14 protein-coding genes and 4 pseudogenes are annotated in these 17,018 nt (G+C 60.7%); 9 read left to right on the forward strand and 9 right to left on the reverse strand.

Translation table 11 applies throughout. The features are described from left to right. Positions 1-199, reverse strand: a pseudogene (locus tag ACFQI8_RS14715) (IS6 family transposase); the annotation flags it as partial. Between the two features lie 433 nt (positions 200-632). On the opposite strand from ACFQI8_RS14715, the pseudogene ACFQI8_RS14720 reads away from it, so the two are divergent. After that, positions 633-1,192, forward strand: a pseudogene (locus tag ACFQI8_RS14720) (IS6 family transposase); the annotation flags it as partial. A gap of 305 nt (positions 1,193-1,497) precedes the next feature. Beyond that, the gene (locus ACFQI8_RS14725; RefSeq protein ID WP_390246063.1) at positions 1,498-2,706 is read left to right on the forward strand and encodes a CBS domain-containing protein; all 1,209 of its coding nucleotides are present in this window, start codon (positions 1,498-1,500) and stop codon (positions 2,704-2,706) included. A 487-nt stretch (positions 2,707-3,193) separates the two neighbouring features. Here ACFQI8_RS14725 and ACFQI8_RS14730 read toward each other — a convergent pair whose 3' ends face one another. Next, the gene (locus tag ACFQI8_RS14730; RefSeq protein WP_390246065.1) at positions 3,194-3,448 is read right to left on the reverse strand and encodes a hypothetical protein; all 255 of its coding nucleotides are present in this window, start codon (positions 3,446-3,448) and stop codon (positions 3,194-3,196) included. 281 nt (positions 3,449-3,729) lie between these two features. Between ACFQI8_RS14730 and ACFQI8_RS14735 the strand changes: the two are divergent. Then, positions 3,730-3,924 (forward strand): annotated as a pseudogene (locus ACFQI8_RS14735) (bifunctional 4-hydroxy-2-oxoglutarate aldolase/2-dehydro-3-deoxy-phosphogluconate aldolase); the annotation flags it as partial. A 73-nt stretch (positions 3,925-3,997) separates the two neighbouring features. On the opposite strand, the pseudogene ACFQI8_RS14740 reads toward ACFQI8_RS14735, so the two are convergent. Beyond that, a pseudogene (locus tag ACFQI8_RS14740) lies at positions 3,998-4,177 on the reverse strand (hypothetical protein); the annotation flags it as partial. Positions 4,178-4,330: 153 nt separating this feature from the next. Here ACFQI8_RS14740 and ACFQI8_RS14745 point away from each other — a divergent pair. Next, positions 4,331-5,689, forward strand: a complete 1,359-nt coding sequence (locus ACFQI8_RS14745) for a restriction endonuclease (protein WP_390246067.1) — start codon at positions 4,331-4,333, stop codon at positions 5,687-5,689. A gap of 101 nt (positions 5,690-5,790) precedes the next feature. Here the strand turns inward: ACFQI8_RS14745 and ACFQI8_RS14750 are convergent, their stop codons facing one another. Next, positions 5,791-6,831, reverse strand: coding sequence for an NAD(P)-dependent alcohol dehydrogenase (locus ACFQI8_RS14750; protein ID WP_390246069.1), 1,041 nt, complete (start codon positions 6,829-6,831; stop codon positions 5,791-5,793). A 951-nt stretch (positions 6,832-7,782) separates the two neighbouring features. Between ACFQI8_RS14750 and ACFQI8_RS14755 the strand changes: the two genes are divergently transcribed. Together ACFQI8_RS14755 and ACFQI8_RS14760 are read left to right on the forward strand one after the other, a co-directional pair. Then, positions 7,783-8,976, forward strand: coding sequence for an ABC transporter substrate-binding protein (locus ACFQI8_RS14755; protein ID WP_390246071.1), 1,194 nt, complete (start codon positions 7,783-7,785; stop codon positions 8,974-8,976). A 6-nt stretch (positions 8,977-8,982) separates the two neighbouring features. Next, positions 8,983-10,095: a FecCD family ABC transporter permease gene (locus ACFQI8_RS14760; RefSeq protein WP_390246073.1), complete on the forward strand. Its 1,113-nt coding sequence runs from the start codon at positions 8,983-8,985 to the stop codon at positions 10,093-10,095. Between the two features lie 45 nt (positions 10,096-10,140). Here ACFQI8_RS14760 and ACFQI8_RS14765 read toward each other — a convergent pair whose 3' ends face one another. Continuing rightward, entirely contained in the window at positions 10,141-11,706 is a 1,566-nt protein-coding gene (locus tag ACFQI8_RS14765; RefSeq protein WP_390246075.1) for a PAS domain-containing sensor histidine kinase, read from the reverse strand. Between the two features lie 196 nt (positions 11,707-11,902). On the opposite strand from ACFQI8_RS14765, the gene ACFQI8_RS14770 reads away from it, so the two are divergent. The 3 genes from ACFQI8_RS14770 to ACFQI8_RS14780 all read left to right on the forward strand — a co-directional run bounded on the left by ACFQI8_RS14770 (position 11,903) and on the right by ACFQI8_RS14780 (position 14,112). After that, complete coding sequence (locus ACFQI8_RS14770; protein WP_390246077.1) at positions 11,903-13,087, forward strand: LolA family protein; 1,185 nt, start codon at positions 11,903-11,905, stop codon at positions 13,085-13,087. 340 nt (positions 13,088-13,427) lie between these two features. After that, entirely contained in the window at positions 13,428-13,799 is a 372-nt protein-coding gene (locus ACFQI8_RS14775; RefSeq protein ID WP_390246079.1) for an ArsR/SmtB family transcription factor, read from the forward strand. Position 13,800: 1 nt separating this feature from the next. Beyond that, positions 13,801-14,112, forward strand: a complete 312-nt coding sequence (locus ACFQI8_RS14780) for a DUF7521 family protein (protein ID WP_390246081.1) — start codon at positions 13,801-13,803, stop codon at positions 14,110-14,112. A 36-nt stretch (positions 14,113-14,148) separates the two neighbouring features. On the opposite strand, the gene ACFQI8_RS14785 is transcribed toward ACFQI8_RS14780, so the two are convergent. The 4 genes from ACFQI8_RS14785 to ACFQI8_RS14800 all read right to left on the reverse strand — a co-directional run bounded on the left by ACFQI8_RS14785 (position 14,149) and on the right by ACFQI8_RS14800 (position 17,018). Next, positions 14,149-14,346, reverse strand: a complete 198-nt coding sequence (locus tag ACFQI8_RS14785) for a hypothetical protein (RefSeq protein ID WP_390246083.1) — start codon at positions 14,344-14,346, stop codon at positions 14,149-14,151. 115 nt (positions 14,347-14,461) lie between these two features. Then, on the reverse strand, positions 14,462-15,202 hold the full coding sequence (locus ACFQI8_RS14790; RefSeq protein ID WP_390246085.1) for an ABC transporter ATP-binding protein: 741 nt from the start codon (positions 15,200-15,202) through the stop codon (positions 14,462-14,464). Next, positions 15,202-16,083 (reverse strand): ABC transporter permease, encoded by an 882-nt coding sequence (locus tag ACFQI8_RS14795; protein ID WP_390246087.1) that lies wholly within the window; start codon positions 16,081-16,083, stop codon positions 15,202-15,204. Before ACFQI8_RS14795 ends, ACFQI8_RS14790 begins: the two co-directional genes overlap by 1 nt. Further along, positions 16,080-17,018 carry an ABC transporter permease gene (locus ACFQI8_RS14800; protein ID WP_390246089.1) on the reverse strand — a complete coding sequence of 313 codons (939 nt, stop codon included), beginning with the start codon at positions 17,016-17,018 and terminating at the stop codon, positions 16,080-16,082. Before ACFQI8_RS14800 ends, ACFQI8_RS14795 begins: the two co-directional genes overlap by 4 nt.

Here is a 17,018-nt window from a genome sequence, read left to right on the forward strand (position 1 = left end):
GATGTACCCACTGAAAAACTGCTTGAAACGAGCGTTCTACGCCCAGTAACCGAAGAATCGCTTCTGTCTCTCTGAGTGAAAGACCGGCAGTATGGAGCCGGACGGCGAACGCCCTGACGGGCGTCGCTGTCCGCTCACGCTGCCAACATTCAAGCGTAGCGGTGTCCAAACTCTCCTTGAGCAGGTCTGAGAGTAGCATAGATCACTCACTCTTCGACCTGTTCGTTCCTTAACTAGACGGTGCCTTAATTGTGTTTATACCGCACAACTGATATCTCGATATTATCGAATATTTTGAACGGTGCTGTTGACTACCACAGTTACAATCCCTGTACGTGGTATGAGTGGGAAGACAACCCCACGAGACAGTGAAAATGAATGTCTGCGTCGATGAATAGTAGAGGGATGACGCTAAGTGAGAAAGCCATCACATTGAACAAGTCACCGACGTTGCTTCGCAATCTCGGGCTTTATTTCATCCACTAGAATATGTATGGATATTGCCCGGGTCCTGACGCTTGAGAGTATAGATCATACACAAGTCATGGGTCTCCTGAGTGTCACTCCAGATTCGTTCTCTGACGGTGGTTGCTACACGTCTCTCGAGAGCGCAGTCGAATGCGCTCGTGCCGACACCGCGACTGCTGATGAAGCTCGGTATTCAGATCTACTCGCTAACTATCGCTTTCAAGTACTACTTTTATTCCTGAGATATTTGGTGTCAGTCGGGCTCGTTCCACCGTTCACAAGGCCGCTCTACAGCCCGACGACGGCCGAAGCTCGGATTACGTTGCGGTCGGTGAAACCGTGATTCGACTCAATGACGAGCAGTACTGGCTGTACGCGGCTGTCGATTCCGAATCAAACGAATTGCTCTATACGAAGCTTGAGCCGACGAGAACGAAGTTCTCGCCCATTCGTTCTTCCGAGAACACCGCGAGAAACACGACGTCGACGACGCCGTGTTTCTCGTCGATGGCGCGACGCCGCTGAAAGACGCCTGCAATCGGCACGGGCTCCGATTCCGGTACGAAAAACAGGGAATCGAAACAGCGCCGAATATGTCATTTATAATATAAATATACGAATATTATCGTTCTCAAACTATTTCAGACACGACGACGCAGAGACTGCCGACGACTGGCTCGAATCATTCGCCTTCGCATGGAATCATCGACCCAGATGTTCGTGAGCTCGTCTTGAAATGTGTCGTTCATAACATCAAGCATGCCGCAACATAGCCAAATCAATCGCAGTATGGTGGTTCACCAGAGCCTGTAACAACTAATTCCGTGAGAATTTGGTTTCGGTACTGAGTAGCATCGTTTATTTCGTCACTTGGTACCGTTTCTAGCGGTTATGTTTCGTCAATCTCGAATAGGTGCACTTTGGTCGTCACCCGTTTATTGCCCGGACAGTACTCAGCATACCTCTCTTTCGAAGTTCAGCGGTGGAACAGGCATAACCGTCCAGCGCCCTTCTAGTAGAGAGTCACACATGGATATATCTGAGATCCTCTCCCCAAAATTCACAGAGTTCGACATCAGAACACCGCTCTCGAAGGTCGCCGGCGCATTCGAGAATCAGGAGCTCGATGCCATCGTCGTAACAGACAGCGACGAGTATCGCGGCATCGTTCATCGCCGACAGCTGGCGTCTTCGTCCAATCACCCGTCTGCGAAGGTCGGCTCACAGGTACAGCACGTCCCGACTGTCGAACGCACCGAGGACGTCCGCGAGGTCGCGCGGCTCATGATTGGGAGCGACGCCAAGGCGCTTCCCGTACTCCACGACGACCGTGTCGTGGGGGTGGTGACCGCAGATGATGTTCTCGAGGCCGTCCGCCCGTTTCTCGACGCGGCGACCGTTGACGACGCCTACACGGCGGAGCTGATTAGTGCGACCCCTGAGACCACAATCGGAAAAGCGCTCAATATACTTCGAGAAGCTGGCATCGCTCATCTCCCAGTCGTCGACGGGAAGGACCTCGTGGGAATGTTGAGCCTGTACGACGTTATCGACTTTACCATGCGGGGCGGAAGCAAGAGTCAGGGTGGTTCACCGGGGAGTTTCGGTGGCCGCGGGCGCTCTGGGAGCAGTCACGGTGGATTCGGCGCGCGCGGAGGTGACTCCGACCGCCTGCTCGATCTGCCGGTGCGAAATCTGATGTCCAGTACAGTCGCGACGGTCGAGCGGAGCGCCCAACTCGACGTTGTCGTCGAAACGATGTTCGAGCAGGGAATATCCTCTCTCGTTGTCACAACCGACGACTCCGGTGAGCCGGTCGGTATCATCACGAAGACGGACGTCATCGAGGCGCTCACATGGGAGCGCGATGACCGGAGCGCCGTGCAGGTGTTCGGGCTTGACCTGCTGGAGGAGATGGACTACGACGACGTCTCCGCGCTGATAGAGAGCATGGTCTCAAAGTACGGTGAGATGAGCGTGATTAAGGCCAGCATCGAACTGCAGGAGCACAAAGAGCAATCACGGGGCGTACCGCTGGTGCTCGCACGGATTCGCCTGGTCACCGACCGTGGCTACTTCACGGCCGATGGCGAGGGGTATGGTGCCGCTCACGCCCTCCGACTCGCCGCGAACGCGGTCGAACGCCAACTTCTCAAGGGGAAGACCTACGGCCAGTCGAAAAAACATTCCGACAGTAACGAGCAAGAACAACTCTACGGATGGTGGCTTGGCGGGTAACCGTTTCGCCACTCGGTCCACGAGTAGGAACTGTTCAATTGCTGACCAGCAACGTCTCACCCCAACGTTGATTTGACCTCCGCAACGGTATCCGACTAGGGCAGTCTGGTTAGACCTGCGGAAAGGCTTTTTCGGAGAGCGAGCTCTGCAGGCCGATATATATTTCAGGCCCCGACGTGCGAAACCCACGCCGGGACATCTGTCAGGGTCGTGATTCGAGACGGAACGGTCCACAGAGTCTGGGTGTGCGAGAACTGCCCGGTCTGGACCCGCGAGTGCTTCATCGAGGTCACCGAGCCGCCCACCAAGATCGCCGCTCATCGGCACGTTTCACGTCGTTGCCCGACGGCGAAACTGTGTAACTACGTTTCTCTTGCACTCACTACTTCGAGAGCAACGGCTTTCGGAGAGGAGTGATACTTGAGACGACCGGCATACAACAGTTCGAGTTCGAAGAAGAACGAGGATGGTCCGGACGACTCGGACCTCAGTCGTGGATTGCCGACGAATCGAACTCTTTGTCGGACTGCCGATAAGTGATGACCAAGGTGCCAGGTGACGGAGACTCGGCCGCATCTCGAAGTGTTTTGAACGAATTAAGGAGTTCGGTTGCATCCTCCGAACCCTCCCGGACGGTGCGTGATTCTTCTCGAATCGTGTCGTAGGCGTATGCTAGGATGCGCCGAGTTGCGTTCGAGTCCCTCACGGATTCAATCTCGAAAGAAGCCTCGTAGTGCGGCATACTCGTGTTTGGAGCCGTACGGAGTTAACACCCCGTACGGTTGTTCTTTTTGACTTCAGTAACGATTACGCGTCCCAGTCCGGCACGTGCTTTCGTTCCTCCCGTATGGATTGAGAGCGTCAGTCTCAATATCGCTCGTCATCCTCCGAAGAACAAGCGTTCAATGGCGTGTAAACGGCTTCTGTACCTTCCGATTCACCGTCGAATCCGGCGTCAGCAGTCGGCATCCGGTGAGCGGATATTTCTCCGAAGGTCAAGTCACGGGTCGCCCTGATACGAGTATGGTCGCATCCATCTCCCAGCGAATCGCAGAGTCGGGCATCGTCGCAATCATCCGCGGGACCGACCTCGAGACGGCAATCGAGACAGTCGACGCGCTCCGTCGCGGCGGCGTTTCGACGGTCGATATAACTGCGAACACCGAGGGCGTCCTCGATATGATTCGAGACGTGTCTGAGTCGTTCGCGGCCGACGAAGGAAACACTGCTTCTCAAATCGGTCACGAGCAGAAAGACTGTCCGCAAACTTGACTGCGATGTCGAGATCAGACGCCGTCGTCGCCTCGCCCGTAATCTGTGAGCCGAATGCGACCACGAATTCAGTATCCGAGTCAGAATAGACTGCTTCTCTGAGGGCAGAGAACACCTCTGAACGTCCATCACTCGGTACCATGTCTAATATACATTGTGTATCGTCACAAAAGAATTCCGCCGGACTGAGACAAGTCATCGAGTGTGGCACACAAAGTCACGGAGGAGTCTGGCTTGGACTCTGCAGAGGGGACGGCTCACCGCGTTCAAATTGATGGGCGTTACAGCACCTGGAGACAGGGAGACAACTAATTAATAGTTACAGTACGTCTGGTTGTCAAGTAGAATTCTCATGCCACTCTTAGACGATTTCTCCGGATTCGAATTTGAGGACCTGATGGAGGATGTGTTTCGGAATCTCGGGTACGAAAACGTCCATCAGGCACGCAAAACCGCCGACGAAGGACGAGATATCCTCATGGAGGAGGTCGTCGACGGGACACGCCGTGGAGTTGTCGTCGAGTGCAAACACACAGGCTCTGTCGGACGGCCTGTCGTCCAGAAACTCCACTCAGCCATCGCGACGTACGACTACGATGGCCCAAAGCGTGGCATCGTCGTCACAACAGGACAATTTTCTGCACCCGCTGAAGAGTACGCTACTCGACTTAGACAGAACGGCGATCCATATCCAATTGAGCTCATCGACGGTACCGACCTGAGAGACATCGCCGACGAAGTCGGCTTGGACCTCTACAACGGCCGCATCGAGATTCTCTGTAACGAAACGCTCCGGCCATTCGACCCTGCAAGCGGTGTTGACGCACCAGTACGTGAAGTAGCCCGTGACATCCAAAATCTCGACGCAGACGCACTACCAAAACCACACAAGCTAGTTGACTTCCAGCCTTATCTCACCATTAGTGCACGAACAGACGCGGTCTTCGAAACATCCGTTGGCGTCATCCACCGTGTCAACGAATCAAACCGTTTCGTTGTCCATGCGACACGAGGAGAACCCAGCATCGCAGACAGCCGTCTCGCAGACCTCATCGCGAACAACAGCCAGCAAGCAGTCGAACTCGATTCCGACCGCTTCAGCACGCTGTTCGACGACGTCGACGTCGCTCGCTACGGGCAGACAGAAACCGACTACAAAGAATGGGCAGTCTCTCGCCTCCAGCACCACCACACGACGACCGTCACCTACACAGGTGGCAACAATGTCACCTACGAGAAGACGTGTGAGCCGAAACAATCGGATATCTCTATCCAGGCGATTTCACCGCTCTACGTCCCACGGGTTCGACAGACACTACAACTCCAGCAGTACACCTATCCGTACTCGTACCACGCTGCGGGGCCCTCCCGAGTAGCGATCGAAGACGGAATCCATCGCTGCGTCCACTGTGAGAAAGAAACCGCGAAATCGTACACGTACTGTGCAAATTGTGGGAGCATCAACTGTGGCTCGCACATCAAAACAGAACGGCTCGAAGGGACACCAGTATGTACGGGCTGTGCAGTTACCGAGCGATTTGTGTTGAAAACGAAGTACTTCTACGACGAAGCAAACCTCGAAGAGTTCCGCTCAGAGTACGAACAGATGGCCCTCCACGAGAAAGCAATGGAGAATACACCACTCGTTGGTGGTCTTCTCCTCGGCGTCGTACTCTTACTTGGGTTCATTCTTACGTCCGGGGTCATCTAACAGATCGCAGTCTTCCGAAGAGCAAGGAACCAGCTGCCGGAGACGGTTGTCGATCGGTTCTGTTCGATTCTCGCCCACACTGAACAGGTGAGAGAGTTCGCCTACGGCGTGATCACGGCACGCCCATCGATCTCGCGGTGCTCGAGCTTCTCGGCGACCTCGTTGATCTGATCGAGGTTGTACCGGCTCGTGTGGAGATCGACGTCCCCCTGCTCGACGAGCGCGACCAGCTCTTGCAACTCGGCGTACCGGCCGACGATGTTGCCGACGAAGGAGAACTCCCCGTTGACGAGCGCCTGTGCCGGTTCGTGGATGTGGCCGCCGTATCCGATGATGTGGTGGTCGCCACCGGCCGCGGTGATGTCGGGTGCGTACGCCGTCGTCACGTCCTCACCGACGAAGTCGAGGACTTGCGCCGCACCGTTGCCGTCCGTGATCGCCTCGATCTCAGTGGGCACGTCGTCCTCGGAGGGGTTCACGAGGTGGTCGGCGCCGTAGCCACCCGCCAGGTTCAGCGCCGACTCCTTCAGATCGACCGCGGTGATCTTCGCCGCGCTCATCGCCTCGAGACACTGCAGGCCGATGTGACCGAGCCCCCCGACGCCGATGACGACCACGTGATCGCCGGGGTTCAGTTCCGCGACCGCCTTCTTCGCGGCGTGGTAGGCGGTGATCCCGGCGTCGGCGTGGGGGGCGATGTCGATCGGCTCAACTCCCTCAGGCAGGGGAATCACGGAGCGCTCGCTCGTGTGGAGATACTCGGCGAAGCCGCCGTCCGTCGTGAGGCCATTGAATTTGTCGTTCTCACAGTACATCGTCTCGCCGAGCCGACAGGGACGACACGTGCCACAGGTCTGGACCGGGTGACAAATCACCGGATCACCCGGTGAGACGATGTCGACGCCCTCACCCGTCTCGACTACCGTCCCCGCGTTCTCGTGACCCAGTGTCAACGGGAGCTCCTGCGGGACGTACTCTGCCCACATCCCCTCGATGATGTGGTTGTCAGTCTGGCACCAGCCGGCACCCTCTACCTCGACTATCACGTCGCTCGCGCCCGTCGCCGCCGGGCGGTCGGCCTCGTCGATCGACAGTCCTTCGCTCATGTCGTCGGTGTACTCGTGCAGTCTCGCGGCTTGCATGCGACACACGTCGGTAGTAATCCGGGTTTGTCGAGTTATCCAAATTATTCAAATTATTAGAATATTGAGAATTATTCTGATATGTTGGGATAGCAGAGTTCTCCGGAGAATCAAAAGCCACTGGATTCCTCAAAGATGTGCATTTTTCGGGACACCCGAGCAATCAGAATAACCCAGATAATTCACAGTATCTATATATGGGCAGTATCCCGGCTGTGGACCGCCAGTCGACAGATTATAAAGGAATAATCTGGATAATAGAAATTATAGAGATAATTCGAATCAGACAGATCATACATCTATTCTCATTTGCGTGGATACCACGACTGCGACGAACGGGCTACAGAATTACGGTTAGCTGAACTTCTCAGGTAATTGGAATAATTTGAATTATCTATAGTATCCTCATTATGCACGTTTAGACAGCCGACTTCGACGCGCCCGAATCCGCGGCCACGGAGAAGCAGTCCAAGACTGGGTGATGCAGATAATGCAATTCGGGTAAATTATGCAGAATACGTGGATAATGTACAATTAGTAGATAATAGCCTGACGCCGAAGTATGTGCCCACTCGACGGGAGACACCGTATCGACAGTACCGAAATTACCGGAGTACTGTAGACTATCCACATAATCCACAACTCGAGGTGGCTTGGGAAATTCAAATTATTCGGATTACTCAAATATAGTGGCTCTAGTCGGCCGAATATACCCAGCGAGAGAACTGAGAGGAACGTCGAAAACGGCGCGAGAGTAGTTAGCAATCGTGTCTGATAATTCGACCACTCACCAGCGGGACAAACCGAGTCGGAGACGACAGATACCACAGTTATAATCATTATATCTGAGCTCGGAATATGGTCGTGACCCGACATCATCGTACGATATATAATTATTAGGTCTGCCTAAAGTTCGAAACGATTATCAGTCTTTAGGCAGGCCTAAATAACATGGTCCGAAGACGACAGATACTCGCAGGCAGTGCAGGACTCCTCGCGTCGGCGCTCGCTGGCTGTACCGCGGGCGGGAGTGCGGATTCCGAGTCGACGACCCCCGAGAAATCCGAAACCGAGACCCCCACGGGGTCGGCGACCGAACAGACCACCGAGAACGCCTCACAGTACACCGTCGAGATAGAACCGAACGACCCGTACACGTTCGAAGCAGTGCCGGAGACGTACGGCGTCGTCTCCGGTCCCTTCCTCGATATGGGGATGGCGCTCGGCATCCATCCGAGTGCGACCACCGGCCTCGAACGCGCGCCACTCAAGTTCTACGACCTCCTCGGTCTCGAATTCGACGAGAGTCGAATCACCAAGCTCGCGAGCGGTGCGGAGTCCGGCTTCGACAAGGAGAACTTCTACGCCGCCGACGCCGACGTGTGGCTCATCGCCCGCGCCACGCTCGGCCGCTACGTCAGTTGGAACGAGTCGGACTACGAGGAAGTCGAATCCCAGACCGGGCCCTTCCTCGGCACGACCCTCAGGTTCGCCCCGACGGCCGCCGTCAGCAACGAGCCGAACCCGTACACGCTCTACGAGGCGTTCGAGAAGGTCGCCACGGTGTTCCAGCGCCAACAGCAGTTCCAAGCGTGGCAGTCGTTCCACGACGACCTCATGAGCACTATCGAATCCGGTCTCCCCCCGGAGGACGAACGGCCTACCGTCGCCGCGATCTGGCGCGGCGTCAGCCCCGACTCCGGTCAGTTCCGCGTCGCACCCCTCCACCGCCTCGGAAACAACACCAAATCGTACGTCCGGGTCGGCATGAAAGACGCCTTCGAGGGGCGCTACCCCGAGGGACCCATCGGCTACGAGGAGCTCATCGACGTCGACCCCGACTACATCGGCGCGGTGGGTGCACTCACCTCCTCGACGCACGAGGAGTTCGTCGACACCGTCGTCGAGCCGTTCGAGAACAACGAGAGCGGACAGCGACTCACGGCCGTTCAGGAGGGCAACCTCATCCGGAGCGGCGGGCAGTATATGGGCCCCATCGTCGATACGTTCTCGACGGAGGCCGTCGCCAAGATGGTGTATCCCGACCAGTTCGGCGAGTGGCCGGGGGCGGTCGGCGACGTGCCCGAAGATCAACAGCTCTTCGACCGCGAGCGCCTCGTCGACATCGTCAACGGGAACTTCTGACGCCCGATGAGCAAGGTCACAGACGCGGTCGGTGCGGTTCGCTCGGGGTGGCGCGACCGGTACGCCGATTCGATGCTCGCCCTCGTCATCGTCGGGAGCCTCGCGGTCCTTCTCGGGGCGACGCTCCTCCAAGTGAGCTTCGGCGCGTACCCCCTCACGCTCGCCGAAGCGTGGGGCGCGGTCTTCGACTCGGCGGTCGTACTCGACGCAGACGTCTGGCGGGCGTTCCTGCTCGGCGGCGACATCCCCGAGTGGTTCACCCAACGCCAGTTCGTCGTCTGGAACATCCGACTGCCGCGGATTCTCGTCGGCGTCCTCGTCGGCGCGAACCTCGCGGTCTCGGGCGCGATTTTCCAAGTCGTCACCCGAAACGAGCTGGCGAGTCCGTACGTCCTCGGCATCAGCGACGGGGCGGGTCTCGTCGTGCTCGTCACGCTGACGTTCCTGTCTGGACTCCTCCCGCTCATGCCGGTACTCGCCGCCGTCGGAGGTGCAATGGCGTTCCTCATCGTCTACCTCATCGCGTGGAAGAACGGCACCTCGCCGGTCAGACTCGTCCTCGCGGGCGTCGTCGTCGGGACGGTCTTCGGCTCCGTCCAGCGCGCGATGTTCTTTTTCATCAACGACCTCGGCGTCGTGATGTCCGCGCAGGCGTGGCTGTCCGGGTCGCTGCTCGGAACCGACTGGGCGCAGGTGCGTATCGCGCTCCCGTTCACTCTCGTCTCGCTCGGACTCGCGCTCGCAGTCACCAAAGAACTCGACGTGCTCCTCCTCGGCGAGGAAACCGCGCAGTCGCTCGGCATGCCCGTCGAGAAAGTCCGCTTCGGCGTCGCCGGTATCGCCATCCTCTCGACGGCCGCGGCGATAGCTGTCGCGGGACTGGTCGGCTTCGTCGGTCTCATCGTCCCGCACATGGTTCGGAACCTCGTCGGCAGTAACTCGAAGCGGCTCCTAATCGGCTGTGCGTTCCTCGGTCCGGCGCTCCTCGTCGGTGCCGACGTGGGCGCTCGACTCGCGCTGAGTCCGATTCAACTCCCGGTCGGTATCATCACCGGCCTCGTCGGGGGACCGTACTTCCTCTACCTCATGCGGAAGAAAGAGGACATCGGGTCGGTCTAAGGTCGTCGGCTCGCGTCCTCGGTCGGCGAGACCGACTCGGCCGCGTCAGTGCTCCGGCGTGGGGAGCCTCACTTCGACCGTCGACCCGCCTTCGACGCGGTCCGCGATGGAAACCTCGCCGTCGAACTGCGTGACGAACCAGTGGACGGTCCACAGCCCAATCCCGCTCCCGTGTGCCAGCGGGGTCTCTTTGCCGCGTTTCAGAATCTCGCGTTCGGTTCGCGGGATGCCGGGGCCGTTGTCCTCGACCGTGATTGCGACCCGCTCGCCGGAGAGGCGGCGCGACGCGACCGCGACCACGGGACAGTCCTCGCCGTTGTGGACGATGGCGTTCTGTACGAGTTCGTCGAGCGCGAGGTACAGCGAGTGTTCGCCCGCGAGTACGGTCTGCTCACCCAGTTCGAGTCGAATCTCTACCTCGGGGTATTTCTGCTCGTAGGTCTGTTTGAGGTCGGTGAACACGTCGTCGACGCGAACCGGGCGTCTCTCGGCGCTCTCCTTCACGACGTTCTCGGACCGACGAGCCTTCTCGCCGGTCGACATGAGCCCATCAGCGTTCTCGATGATTCGGTTCGTCTTCGACACCATCGCCTCAGCCGAGAACTGGCTCGCCGCGTCGACCAACTTGTCGAGCGTCCGCAGTTCCGTGTCGATACCCTTGGTCGTCTCGCTGATGTTCTCCAGTGTCTCGTGTAACTGTTCGTGGTCGGCGTCGCCTATCGCCGAGATATCGACCGCGTCGAGATCTCGGCGTAGCTCCCGCGCGTAGCCGCTGACGATGTTGAGGTTGTTGCGGAGGTTGTGACGAAGCACGCGGTTCAGCACCGTGAGCCGCTCTTCGTGCTCCTTTCTGTCCGTGATATCGCGCACCGCGCCGCGGACGGTCGTCCGGTCGCCCGTCGGCTCGCCGCGGACTTGGACCCATCGCGTTCGCCCCGTCGCCGTTATCACTCGTATCTCGATGTCGAACGGCTCGCCGTCGGTTCGCGCGCCCTCGATAGCCTCGTCGACGGTCGCGCGGTCGTCCTCGTGAAAGTGGTCTCTGAGTTCATCGAGCGTCAGTTCCGTGTCGGGCGGGGTATCCACCAGCCGTTTGGTTCCATCGGTCAGCTGTAGGTCGTCGCTCTCATAGTCGACTTCCCACCCGCCGATATCGGCCAGTTGCTCGGTGCGTTCGAGTCGGTCTCGGCTTCGCTCCAGTTCTTGTCGGTACTCGTAGGTCTCCGTGATATCCCGGACGATTTTCGTGAAACCCTTGAGTTCCTCGGCGTCGTCGTACAGCGCGCGGACGGTCACGTGCGTGAAGATGTGGGACCCGTCTTTCCGGACGCGCCACCCCTTCTCCTCGTAACTCCCCTCGGATTCGGCGATTGAGAGCACCGTCTCGGGGGGCGTACCGTCGCCGCTGTCGGGGTAAAACACGGACAGATGGCGGCCGATAATCTCGTCGCGTTCGTACCCTTTGATGCGTCTCGCGCCCTCGTTCCACGTCGCTACGAACCCGTCCGCGTCGAGGAGAAATATCGCGTACTCAGTGACTTCCTGAAAGAACTCTCGAAGAATGAGGTCGGCTTCGACGTGTTCGAGCAACTTCATCCGCTCGCTTGACATTATTGGTTGAATACCATCCCCACGCGCATAAACTCCCCGGCGGTTCGAGGGGGAAACTGTGCGAGCACTGTGAGGAGAATGCGCCCGCGACGCGCGTAACAGTTGGCCCGTTGGTATTCGTGGCCCCGGCGTCCAGAAGTATTTAGCCGTCGGCTCCCAGACACGCAGTCGAACTCCCTGTCAGGGTGTACTCAGCATGACTCGCCCTCCCTTCCGACTCAACCGACGCACGCTCGCCGTGTTCGTCCTCGTCGCCGTCGCGCTCCCCGCAGTCCTCTGGACGACGGGTGGCGCAATCGGCGACGCGAGCCCCGCTGTCGACGCGAACGTGACCGAGCGCTACCGCGGCATCGACACGCTCACCGGGACGCAGACGGTCGAGATTCGAGCCAACGACACCGTCAGGTCTCGGACAGTCGCCGACGTGGCGCTCGTTCCGGAGACCGAGCGGAAGCGCGTGAACTTCCGAGACGCGGCGAATCGACGGTACGACCGACAGGTCTCCAACGGGTCGACGCTCTGGCTTCACGACACCGACCGAGACGCCGTGACCGCCATCAACCTGACGGGGCCGCCGACACAACCACGGACAGCCGAACGGCTCCAACTGCTCGTCGCGGCCGCGGGGCTGACCGACGGCGACGGTCGCCCGCAGTCAATCGGCGTGTCGCCGCTTCCCGTCGTGCCGCGACACGCCGGTGTCGCGCCGGATGCGGACGCGAACCGTAGCTACGCGGTCGAGTTCGTCGAGACCGACACCGTCGGCGGGCGCGAGGCGTACGTCATCGAGATCGCCCCCGAGACGAACCGGAGCGAGGCGGGCTACCACCAGCGGCTGTGGCTCGACGCAGAACGGTTCTACCCGCTCCGCAAACAGACGGCGTGGACGGCCGATGGGACCCGGCGCTCGGTGACGACGACGTACACGAACGTCACGTTCGACGCGTCCGTGTCCGCGGACGCGTTCCGTCCGGAGATAGACGCCAACACGACCGTCGAGCGACCGAACACGCCGAGCACGGAGTGGTTCCGGAGCAGGGCCGACTTGGAAGCGCGGAGTTCGATTTCGGTCCCCAAGCCGACGGTCCCGCCCGCGTACGAACTGGTCTACGCCACGCGGACGACCGGCCGCATCGACGGGGTCGGACTCCGCTACGCCGCCGGCGGCCGCGAACTCACGATGGCGAAGTTCAACTACACCCTCGACATCGACGACGACGAGCGCGACGCGACGGTCGGCGGTCGGCCGGCGACTATCGATTACGGACCGAGCACGTCGCTGTCGTGGAACTGCGACGGCTACGGCTACACCGTCCGCGGGACCGGCGTCGAGACGGACCGCCTCGTCGAAGTCGGCCGCTCGGTCGGTTGTCCCGCCTGAAACCCCGCGAGTTTCTGGGTCAGAAACTGGCCCCCTTTTTATATTATATACCAGCGCGTTGGTCGAACTGCGATGGGTCCCGCCGCACCGACATCGGACTGCCCTCCCGAGCAGTACCGTACTGTGCCCTCTGACAGCACTTCGGCACCCATCGCGGCCATCGCTGACGCGACAGCCCCTCCACAGCATCGCCGTACGCTCCCGCAGTATCGTCGTACTACCCCGAACCACCGTGCTATCTCGACAACCCCACCGAACCCGCGTTCCGAACCGGTCGCCGCGACCAACAGGGGTGGAAACCCGTGGGCCTATTAGTCCGACGGGCAGTCATTCGACCACCGTGAGTGAGGATCCGGCGCTGGGTGACGTTCTCGACCTCCTCAGCGACGAGTACGCCCGGGACATCCTCGAAGCGACGAGTACCAGACCAATGTCCGCACAAGAGCTTGCCGACGAGTGTGAGATGTCCAAACCGACGGTCTACCGCCGGGTGGAACGATTACAGGCGTACGGACTCCTCGACGAACAGACCGAGATTCGAACCAGTAACAACCACTACAGCGTCTACACCGCCACGCTTTCCGAGTTCTCCGTGGAGCTGGATGACGGGTCGTTCGAGTCGTCCCTGACGCGCACCGACGACGAGTCGTTTCCCGGCGAGGCGGAAACCGACACTGCCGACCGCTTCAAACGGATGTGGGAGGACCTCTGAGATGGCGACCCTGTCGGCCGTCCTCGACTGGCTCATCGTCGCGCTCGCCTTCGGGTCGACGCTCGTCGGGAGCTACGTCGGCTATCAGGCCTATCGCGGCTACCGCCGTCACGACAGCCGGGCGATGCGGGCGCTCTCCGCGGGCCTGTTCTTCCTCACAGCCGTCGCGTTCGGCGTCGCCTTCGTCGGCTCGGTGCTCCTGCGTCAGGGCTACATCGGCCTCCAGTACCAACAGCCGCTCACGCTCGTCACGCGGCTGTTCCAGTTCTGCGGCGTCGTGCTCATCGCCTACTCGTTACATTCGCGAGGGTAGTCCGTTCCGGGTCGTCGCGGGCGGTCTCATCGGGCGCTACTCACGACTCACGCTCTCCTCGAACGTTCTCACGCCGACCGACGCCACCCACTGTGGCTCGCCGGTCAGTCGGCCGTGGGCGGACGAGTCGGTCGCCGAAACGCGGGAGGTCAGCCACCCGCTCGCGAACACACTCCCGACGGTATCGCCGACGAGCATGAACGCGAGGAGGACGAAGTCGGGGCCGGCCGGCAAACAGCGCTTTCACGCCGGAAAGCGGACAGCAACAGCAGTTCGAGGACGTAGACCGCGACTATCGCCTTCCGCACTTCCCGCCGGACGCCGTCGGAGTCGCGTCGCCACGGTCGAATCACCAGCTGACGAACGGGAGGTCGGGCGCGTCGAGCGCGACGAACTCCGAGACGAACTCGTTCGCCGGGGATTCGTATATCTCTCGGGGCGTGCCGACCTGTTCGACGCGGCCCTCGTTCAACACGGCGACGCGGTCGCACATCACCATCGCCTCCTCCTGGTCGTGGGTGACGTAGAGGCCGGTGACGTCCAACTCCGCCAGTAGCGCGCCGATTTCGGTCCGCAGGCGCGCCTTTAGCTGGGCGTCGAGCCCCGTCATCGGCTCGTCCAACAGGAGGATGTTCGGCTCGATGGCGAGCGCGCGAGCCAGCCCGACGCGCTGTTGTTGGCCGCCGGAGAGGGTCGTCGGGTCGCGGTCACCCATCTCGCCGATGTCGAGCAGTTCGAGCAGTTCCCCGGCCCGGTTCCGTCGCTCGCGCTTCCCGACGCCTCGCATCTTCAGCCCGAACGCGACGTTCTCGGCGACGGTCATGTTGTCGAACAGGGCGTACTCCTGGAAGACCAACCCGACGTTGCGGTTCTCCGGGGGGACGTTCGTCACGTCCTCGCCGTCGAACCTGACCGTGCCGTCGGTCGGCGTCTCGAAACCGGCGACGGTGCGAAGCGTCGTCGTCTTCCCGCACCCCGAGGGGCCGAGCACGCCGAGAATCTCGCCGTCCGAGACGGTGAGCGAAACGCCGTCCAGCGCCGTCGTGTCGTCGTAGTCCTTTCGGACCGCGTTTAGTGTCACGTCTGCCATTAGCTACCTCTGGTGTCGAATCCGCGGCGACCGACTCGCTGTAGGAGGAGGGTGACCGCGACGATGATGAAAAAGAACATCGACACGGCGGCCGCCGCCTTGGTGAACGAGCTGTTCGAGATGTGTCGTTGCAAGAAGAGCGCGAGCGGCTGGGTGCCTTTCGCCCAGACGATGTACGAGAAGTTGAACTCCGCGGCCGCGAGCGCCCAACAGATGATAGCTCCCGAGACGATGCCCGAGCGGGCGTTCGGCACGATGACCGTCAGGAACGTCCGCGGCCACGACGCGCCCAGCGAGCGGGCGGACTCCTCCAGTTGTCGGAGCGGCATCGACTCGAACTCGCTTTGCACCGCCATCACCATGAACGGCGCTTTCAGGAGCGAGTAGCCGACGATGAGCCCGAAGCTCGTCGCCGAAAGGTCGGGATACGCACGGAGGAACGCGACGCCCAGAATGACGCCCGGCACGAGCGGGAGCACCGAAATGGCGTTGACCCACTCTTTGCCCGGGAACTCGTAGCGAGACACCGCATACGCGATGGGGACGCCGACGACGAGGTTGATGAGAACGCCGCCGAGGGCCAGTCCGATGCTGAACGCCAACTCCGCCGGGACCGACACCGTCAGCGTCTCGCCGCCGAGCGGGACCCCGAACAGGGGGTCCCACCCCATACTGCGCTGTGAGCCAATCGTGTCCGCGAGCCCCAGCACCGCCCGCCAGTTCTCGAAGGTGACGAACTCGGAGGGGAGAACGCCGGTCCAACTCCCGGCGAACGAGGCGACGACGGTGAGCACGATGGGCGCGATGAGGAACGCGACCGTCGCGAACAGGGTCAGCGTCACGGCCGACCGCCCGAACCGACGCGAGAGGGCCGACGTCATATGCCGACCTCCGCGCTGGTGTACCGAAGTCCGAGGACGGTGAACAGGAACGTGAACGCGAAGTAGACGGTCGCCATCGCGCCGGCGACCTGCACGTCGTAGCCGACGCCGAGTTCCCGCGAGAGTTGGAGCGTCCAGACGACGAGCGTCTGGATGACGACGAGCGTCCCGAAAATCGCCAGTCCCGTCCGGAACGTGAGAATCAGCGCGCCGGTGATGCCCGGTCGAATCTGCGGGAGCGTGACGTACCGAAACGTCTCGAACGGCGTCGCGCCGAGGGCTTGGGCGGCCTCCTCGGCGGCCGAGTCGACCTCGGCGTACGTCCCGCGGAGGATGAGCGTCGCGCGCGGCACCATCGAGTAGACGAAGGCGACGAACAGTCCCGGGACGCTGACCGCAAAGGCGAGGTCGGTGGGGCGGCTCCCGGTGAGGGCGGCCGCGACCGCGGTGACGACGCCGTTGTTCCCGAACAGCACCAGAATCATGAACGCGGCGACGATACCGGGGAGGCTGATGGGAAACGAGACGAGCGTGACGAGGAGGTCCTCGCCGGGCAGGTCGTACTTCTCGAGGGCGTGCGCGATGGGGACAGCGAGCCCGACCGAGACGAGCGTCGTTCCCGTGGTCAGCCACAGGGAGTCGAACGCCACCCGGCGGTAGTAGGGGTCGCCGAACAGCGTCGCGTAGGCGTCGAGCGAGAAACCGACCGACCGGTACTGGGCCGTCGAGACGCTGATGCGCACGACTTCGGAGAGGGGGTACAGCCCCGCGACGAGCAACAGCACGGCAAACGGCGCGCACAGCGCGACGATGCGGCGGTACTCGCGCTCTCGTTCGGTGACGGGGTTCGCGACGGTTTCGAACGCACCGACGACCCGCGCCGTGAGCGCCCGGAGCGTCGAGCGCGAACTGTTCTCGGCGTGTCGGTCGGACAT

The sequence above is a fragment of the Haloferax chudinovii genome, from assembly GCF_042663345.1.
Classification (GTDB): Archaea; Halobacteriota; Halobacteria; order Halobacteriales; family Haloferacaceae; genus Haloferax; species Haloferax chudinovii.